Origin of the sequence: Geminicoccus flavidas, assembly GCF_009806515.1 — a bacterium.
GTDB classification, from domain to species: Bacteria; Pseudomonadota; Alphaproteobacteria; order Geminicoccales; family Geminicoccaceae; genus Geminicoccus; species Geminicoccus flavidus.
The window spans coordinates 1-6,810 of sequence record NZ_WUJP01000374.1; the positions used below are offsets into that span (position 1 = coordinate 1).

General features: G+C 69.5%; 8 protein-coding genes. All 8 read right to left on the minus strand.

What is annotated here, in order from left to right; genetic code table 11:
- A partial coding sequence (locus EQG76_RS10575) for an SDR family NAD(P)-dependent oxidoreductase (RefSeq protein WP_159713161.1) occupies nucleotides 1-408 on the minus strand: 408 nt, incomplete at its 3' end.
- On the minus strand, nucleotides 405-1,889 hold the full coding sequence (purF, locus tag EQG76_RS10580) for an amidophosphoribosyltransferase (RefSeq protein WP_159713171.1): 1,485 nt from the start codon (nucleotides 1,887-1,889) through the stop codon (nucleotides 405-407). The genes EQG76_RS10575 and purF, both read right to left, overlap by 4 nt.
- Before the next feature lie 8 nt (nucleotides 1,890-1,897).
- Nucleotides 1,898-2,560, minus strand: a complete 663-nt coding sequence (locus EQG76_RS10585; RefSeq protein ID WP_159713163.1) for a CvpA family protein — start codon at nucleotides 2,558-2,560, stop codon at nucleotides 1,898-1,900.
- On the minus strand, nucleotides 2,560-3,966 hold the full coding sequence (gene radA, locus EQG76_RS10590; RefSeq protein WP_159713165.1) for a DNA repair protein RadA: 1,407 nt from the start codon (nucleotides 3,964-3,966) through the stop codon (nucleotides 2,560-2,562). The genes EQG76_RS10585 and radA overlap by 1 nt, the downstream gene beginning before the upstream one ends.
- A 34-nt stretch (nucleotides 3,967-4,000) precedes the next feature.
- Complete coding sequence (locus EQG76_RS10595; protein ID WP_159713167.1) at nucleotides 4,001-4,774, minus strand: ABC transporter ATP-binding protein; 774 nt, start codon at nucleotides 4,772-4,774, stop codon at nucleotides 4,001-4,003.
- Nucleotides 4,771-5,544, minus strand: a complete 774-nt coding sequence (locus EQG76_RS10600) for an MlaE family ABC transporter permease (protein ID WP_235031304.1) — start codon at nucleotides 5,542-5,544, stop codon at nucleotides 4,771-4,773. The genes EQG76_RS10595 and EQG76_RS10600 overlap by 4 nt, the downstream gene beginning before the upstream one ends.
- A complete protein-coding gene (gene alr, locus EQG76_RS10605; RefSeq protein ID WP_235031305.1) occupies nucleotides 5,541-6,602 on the minus strand; it encodes an alanine racemase in 1,062 nt (353 codons plus the stop codon). The genes EQG76_RS10600 and alr overlap by 4 nt, the downstream gene beginning before the upstream one ends.
- Nucleotides 6,603-6,627: 25 nt before the next feature.
- The coding region (locus tag EQG76_RS10610; RefSeq protein WP_321573446.1) for a DnaB-like helicase C-terminal domain-containing protein at nucleotides 6,628-6,810 on the minus strand (183 nt) is incomplete at its 5' end.

Consider the following 6,810-nt stretch of genomic DNA (forward strand, 5'->3'; position numbering starts at 1 on the left):
TGCCGCACGCAGGAGCGCTTCGAAGGAGCGGATCAGGTGCTGGGTCGCCACCACCTCGACCGCCAGCACCTTCTGCAGCTCGGTGGGGTCGATATGCGACGCGGGCGTCAGCGTGCCGGGCTCGCCCGCGGCATGAACCAGCAGGTCGATTCGGCCAAAGCGCTGGAACAGCATCCCACCCAGCGCGTCGACATGCTCGCGCCTTGTCAGGTCCACCGGCGCCAGCACCGCCTCCTCGCGGTCGAGTGCGCGGATCTCGTCGTCCAGCTCGTCCAGCGCCCCCCGGGTACGGCCGACGATCACGACCTTGCCGCCCTTTGCGGCCGCGGCCCGCGCCACCGCCGCACCGATCCCGCGCGAGGCCCCGGTCACGACCACGATCTGCCCGGAAAGGTCGACCGAGCTCACGCGACCGGCTCCGCCACCGGCTGGGTCGCAGGCGTGGCGTGCTCGGCCTGCCCCTCGCCCCGGTTCACCGCGTCGCGCAACGGGGTCGGATAGTCGCCGGTGAAGCAGGCATCGCAGAACTGCGGTGTGGTGCGGTCGCGGCCGGCCTCGCCGGTCGCCCGGTAGAGCCCGTCGATCGACAGGAAGGCCAGGCTGTCCACCCCGATCAGCTTGGCCATCTCGGCCACATCGTAGCGCGCGGCCAGCAGCTTGCCGCGCTCGGGCGTGTCGACCCCGTAGAAGCAGGAATGGGTGGTGGGCGGGCTCGCGATGCGCATGTGCACCTCGCTGGCGCCTGCCGCACGCATCATCTCGACGATCTTGGTGGACGTGGTGCCACGCACGATGGAGTCGTCGACCAGCACTACCCGCTTGCCCTCGATCAGCGAGCGGTTGGCGTTGTGTTTCAGCTTCACGCCCAAATGGCGGATGTGGTCGGTGGGCTCGATGAAGGTCCGGCCGACATAATGGTTGCGGATGATGCCGAGCTCGAACGGGATGCCGCTGGCCTGGGCGAAGCCCAGGGCAGAGGGCACGCCGCTGTCTGGCACCGGTACCACCAGGTCGGCCTCGACCGGGCTCTCTTTCGCCAGCTCCTCGCCGATCCGCTTGCGCACTTGGTAGACGCCGCGGTTCTGCAGGACCGAGTCCGGCCTGGCGAAATAGACATACTCGAAGACGCAGAAGCGCTGCGGCTGCTCGCGGAACGGATGGAGCGAGCGCGGGCCACGATCGTCGATGATGACGATCTCGCCGGGATCGATGTCGCGGACCAGCTCCGCCCCCATGATATCCAGCGCGACCGTCTCGGACGCCAGCACCCAAGCACTGCCGAGCTTGCCCAGCACCAGCGGCCGGATCCCCAAGGGGTCGCGCACGCCGATCAGTGCATCCGCCGAGAGGGCCACCAGCGACCAGGCGCCCTCGATCTGGAACAGGGCGTCGGTCAGCCGCTCGACCACGTCCTGGCGGTGCGAGCGGGCGATCAGGTGAACCAGCACCTCGGTGTCCGAGGTCGACTGAAACAGGGAGCCATCGTTCACCAGCCGCTTCTTCAGCGCCATGGCGTTGGTGAGGTTGCCGTTATGCGCGATGGCGAGGCCGCCGAACGCATAGTCGGCGAATAGCGGCTGGACGTTGCGCAGCTCCGAGGCGCCGGTGGTCGAGTAGCGGACATGGCCCACCGCCGCCTGGCCGGGCAGCGCCTCGATCACCGAGCGCTTGCTGAAGTCGTCGTCCACCAGGCCGATCGCCCGGTGGCTGAGGAAGCGGCCACCGTCCAGGCTGACGATGCCGGCGGCTTCCTGGCCGCGGTGCTGCAGGGCATGAAGCCCCAGTGCGGTGACCGCCGCGGCGTCGGCATGGCCCCAGACGCCGAAGCAGCCGCACTCCTCGTGCAGCTTGTCGTCGTCGAACGGCAGGGCTCGTTCGGGCAAGGACATGGGCCTACTCACTCGCTTTCCTGCTGCTCGACCAGCCGCTCCATCGCCGACCGTGAGGCAGCGCCGTAACCTTGCTCGGCGGTCGCACCGGACGGCTGCCCGTCCAGGAGACGACGCGGGTCGGCCAGGTCCTGAATGGTCCCGGCCCCTTTCTCGAGCGCATCCAGGCTTCGTTCCGCGAACTCCGCGGGCAGCATGCCGTCCAGCACCAGCGCCGCGGTCTGCACCTCGGGCAGGAGCCAGGCGTTCTTGACCCAGATCGGATGGTCCTCAATCGGCACCAGGCGGACCGCGACCAGATAGACCGCCGCCACCACCAAAACGCCACGGAAGACGCCGAACACCAAGCCCAGCAGCCGGTCGATCCCGGACAAGCCACTATCGTCGACACCTCTTACCAGCATCGACGCCACGAGCTTGTAAATGATGAGCGGAACCAGAAACACAAGGACCGCCGTGATCGCGTCGACCACCAGGCTCTGCGCCACCGCACCGGCCACGATCTCGCGCACCGGCGTCCAGAGCCAGATCGCGGTCAGCACCGCGCCGCCCCAGGTGAGCAGCGTCATCAGTTCGCGCACGAAGCCGCGGGCAAGTGCCAGCACCGCGGACACCAGCACGATCGCGATCACGCCCAGGTCGAAGGCGGTCAGTTCGGGAAGGCTGCCCATCAATCCACTCCGGTCCGGACCCGCGGCCGCCGCCCCGGCGCCGCCGCGGGCGAGAACATCGCCACCAGATCCCCTACCCGCCGGACCGGCGTCACCTCGACCTGGGTGGCCTTCCCGGCAGCGCCGGGCGGCGCCACCACCTGCGTGAAGCCGAGCTTGGCCGCTTCCCGGATGCGCAGCTCGCTCTGGGTGACGCTGCGCACCTCGCCCCCCAGACCCACCTCACCGAAGAACACCGCCTTCTCCGGCCCAGGACGGTCCAGGAGCGAGCCGATCAGCGCCGCCGCCACCGCCATGTCGGCGGCCGGCTCGTTGATCCGCAGCCCGCCAGCGACGTTCAGGTACACGTCGCGCCCGGACAGCTCCAGGCCGCAGCGCGCCTCCAGCACCGCCAGCAGCATCGCCAGCCGGTTATTGTCCCAGCCGACCACCGCACGCCTGGGGCTGCCCGGCGCCACGTTGCCGACGAGCGCCTGGATCTCCAGCAGCACCGGGCGGCTGCCCTCGATCCCGGCATAGACCGCGGAGCCCGCCAGTCCCTCCTCGCGCTCGGACAGGAACAGGGCCGAGGGGTTGGTGACCGGCACCAGGCCCGCCTCCTGCATCTCGAACACGCCGATCTCGTTGGCCGGGCCGAACCGGTTCTTGACCGCACGCAGGATGCGGAACTGGTGGCCGCGCTCGCCTTCGAAATAGAGCACGGTGTCGACCATGTGCTCCAGGACGCGGGGGCCGGCAATCTGGCCCTCCTTGGTGACATGGCCCACCAGCAGTACCGCCGTCTGCCGGGTCTTGGCGAAGCGGATCAGGGCGTCGGTCGAGGCGCGTAGCTGGGTCACCGTGCCCGGCGCCTGGTCGAAGCCCTGGGTGAACATGGTCTGGATCGAATCGACGATCAGCAGGTCCGGCGCCAGCCCCGCCGCCAGAGTGGTCAGAATGTCGGCCACCGCATTCTCCGCGGCCAACTCCATCTTGCTGTCGGCCAGGCCCAGGCGATGGGCGCGCAGCCGCACCTGGTCGATCGACTCCTCGCCCGTGACATAGACCACCCGCCGCCCGGCACGGGCCAAGCCGGCACCAGCCTGCAGCACCAGGGTCGACTTGCCGATCCCGGGATCGCCGCCGATCAGCAGTGCAGAAGCCGGCACCAGCCCGCCGCCGAGCGCCCGGTCCAGCTCGTCGATGCCAGAGCCGATCCTGGGCGGGGCGCTGGCAGCACCGCTCAGGCCCACCAGCTCCACCCGCCGGCCGCGCGTGCGTGTGGCGGCGGCACTGCCGGTGCCCTTGGGCTGGACGGTCTCCTCGACGAAGCTGTCCCAGGCGCCGCAATCGTCGCAGCGGCCGTGCCAGCGCGACGTCACTGCCCCGCAGGACTGGCAGACGAAGCGGCGTTCAACGCGTGCCATCAGGCTCCTCGCCGCAAGCTTGAACAGGCCGGGCTCAGCGGGTCCCCACCGTGATCGGCCCCTCGGCGCGCCCATGGATGAACTGGTCGACGAAGTCGTTGCCGGAGCGGTCGAGATCCTCGACCCGTCCGTACCAGATCACCCTGCCCTCGTAGAGCATGGCGACATAGTCGGCGATCTTACGCACCGACGCCATGTCGTGGGTGATCGAGAGCGCCGTGGCCCCCATCGCCCGGGTCAGCGAGCGGATCAGGTCGTTGATCACGTCGGCCATGATCGGGTCGAGCCCGGTGGTCGGCTCGTCGAAGAACAGGATCTCGGGCTCCAGCGCCACCGCCCGGGCCAGGCCCACCCGCTTCTGCATGCCGCCCGACAGCTCGGCCGGCATCAGGTCGGCGACGTCGGCGGCAAGGCCGACCTTTCCCAGGTTCTCGACCGCGATGCGCCTGGCCTCGTCCCGGCCGATCCTCTGCCGCGCCCGCACGCCGAAGGTGACGTTCTCCCAGACCGGCAGGGAGTCGAACAGGGCGCCGCCCTGGAACAGCATGCCGAACTTGTGGCGGATCCCCTCGAGGTCGCGCCCGGACGCACCCACGACCTCGCTGCCATCGACCCTGATCGAACCCTGGTCCGCCTGGAGGATCCCCAGGATGCATTTCAGCAGGACCGACTTGCCAGTGCCCGAGCCGCCGATCACCACGACCGAGCTGCCGGCCGGCACGTCCAGGTCCAGCCCCCTCAGCACGTGCTTGCGGCCGAAGGATTTTTGCAGACCCCGGATGGCGATCTTGGCGGGAGCTTCGGTCATCGGCTGAAGAAGATCTCGGTCAGGATGTAGTCGAACACCAGGATCATAATGGACGCGGTCACCACCGCCCTGGTGGTCGCCGCACCCACGCCCTGGGCACCGCCGCGGCTCTGGTAGCCATTCCAGCAGCCCATCAGGGTCACGATGAAGCCGAACACCGCCGCCTTCACCAGGCCCACCACGACATCCTGCGTTTCCAGATACTGCAGGGTCTGGTCGATATAGGTGTAGGGGCTGAAGCCCAGTTTCGAGGTGCCCACCACGAAGCCGCCGAACACGCCGATGATGTCGGCGACCAGCACCAGGAGCGGCAGCATCAGCGTGCCGCCCAGCAGGCGCGGGAAGATCAGGTAGCGGTGCGGGTCGGTGGACAGGGTGGTGAGCGCATCGATCTGCTCGGTGACCCGCATGGTACCGAGCTCCGCGGCCATCGCTGCACCGACCCGGCCCGCCACCATCAGCCCGGCCAGCACCGGGCCCAGCTCGCGGGTGAGCGACACCACCACGATGGTCGCCACCGCGGATTCCGCCTCGAAGCGGGCAAAGCCGGTATAGGACTGCAGCGCCAGCACCATGCCGGTGAAGATCGCGGTGAGCCCCACCACCGGCAGGGAGTAGTAGCCGATGTCGATCATCTGGCGCAGGATCTGCGCGGGATACCAAGGGCCCGCCAGGCCGCGGCCGATCGAGACCAGTGCGAAGGTGGCGATCGACCCGATCTGCTGGCAGAAGTCGAGCAGCCCGGCGCCGATCCGGCGCAGCGGGTTCAAGCGGTACCTCCAAGGTAGCGGCGTTCGATCCGCGGCCCCAGCCGCACCAGCAGCTCATAAGGGATGGTGCCGGCCGCCGCGGCATAGCGTTCCACTGAGCCCGGACCGCCCAGCACCTCGACCTGGGTCCCCGGACGGACCCGGCCGCCCAGGGTAGTCACGTCGATCGTGACGAGATCCATCGAGATGCGGCCTACGACCGGCACGTCCACTCCCGCCACGTTCACGGAAACCTTGCCGCCAGCTGCACGCAGGAGGCCATCGGCATAGCCGAGCGGCAGGGTCGCGATGCGCATGCCCCTGCTCACGGCGTGGGTGGCACCGTAGCCCACCGCACCCGGAGCCTCAACCTCGTGGACCTGGGTCACGGAGGTGATGAGCCGAACCACCGGCCGGAGATCGATCGGCGAGCCCGCCACCGGCTGCGCGCCGTAAAGGGCGATGCCCGGCCGCACCAGGTCAAAATGGAACCGCTCGCCCAGCAGCACGCCCGACGAGGCGGCGAGGCTGGCCGGTGCCGGCGGCAGCAGGGCGCGGCGCTCCTCGAACGCCTGGAGCTGCCCCTCGTTCAGCGGATGGCCGGGCTCGTCGGCCACGCCCAGATGGCTCATCACCTGGACCAGCTTGATCCCGATAAGGTCGATGTCGAGCAGGTCGACGCGATCGAAGCCCAGCCGGTGCATGCCGGTATCGAGCTGGATCGCGGCCGGCAGCTTCCGGCCGAGCTGGCCCGCGAGGGCCCGCCAGTGGGCGAGCTGCGAGGGGTCGTTCAGCACCGGCAGGATCCGCGCCTCGGCCAGCTCGCGCTCCGCTCCCCTGCCAGGCCCGCCCAGCAGGAAGATCCGCGCCTCCTGCTGGGTCCGGCGCAGTGCCAGCGCCTCTTCCGTCGTGGCGACGAAGAAGGTCCGGCAGCCGTCCGCCGCCAGCGCCGCCGCGACCCGGTCTGCCCCCAGTCCGTAGCCGTCGGCCTTGAGCACGCCCGCGACCTCGGCACCCGCGGCCAGGCGCATCATCAGCCGCCGGTTCTGGACGATCGCGTCCAGGTCGACCTCGAGCACGGGCCGGTCCAGGTTGGCCGGTCCGTCAGTAGGGTGGGGCATCGCTGTAGTCGATCAGCTCGGGATTGCGGAAGCGGCCGAAGCTCGCGTCGAACTGCAGGGTCACGCTGCCGATCGGCCCATGGCGCTGCTTGGCGATGATCACGTCGGCCTTGTTGGCGCTCTCCTGGAACCGCTCGGCCCAGGCATTGTAGCGCTCGTTGAACTT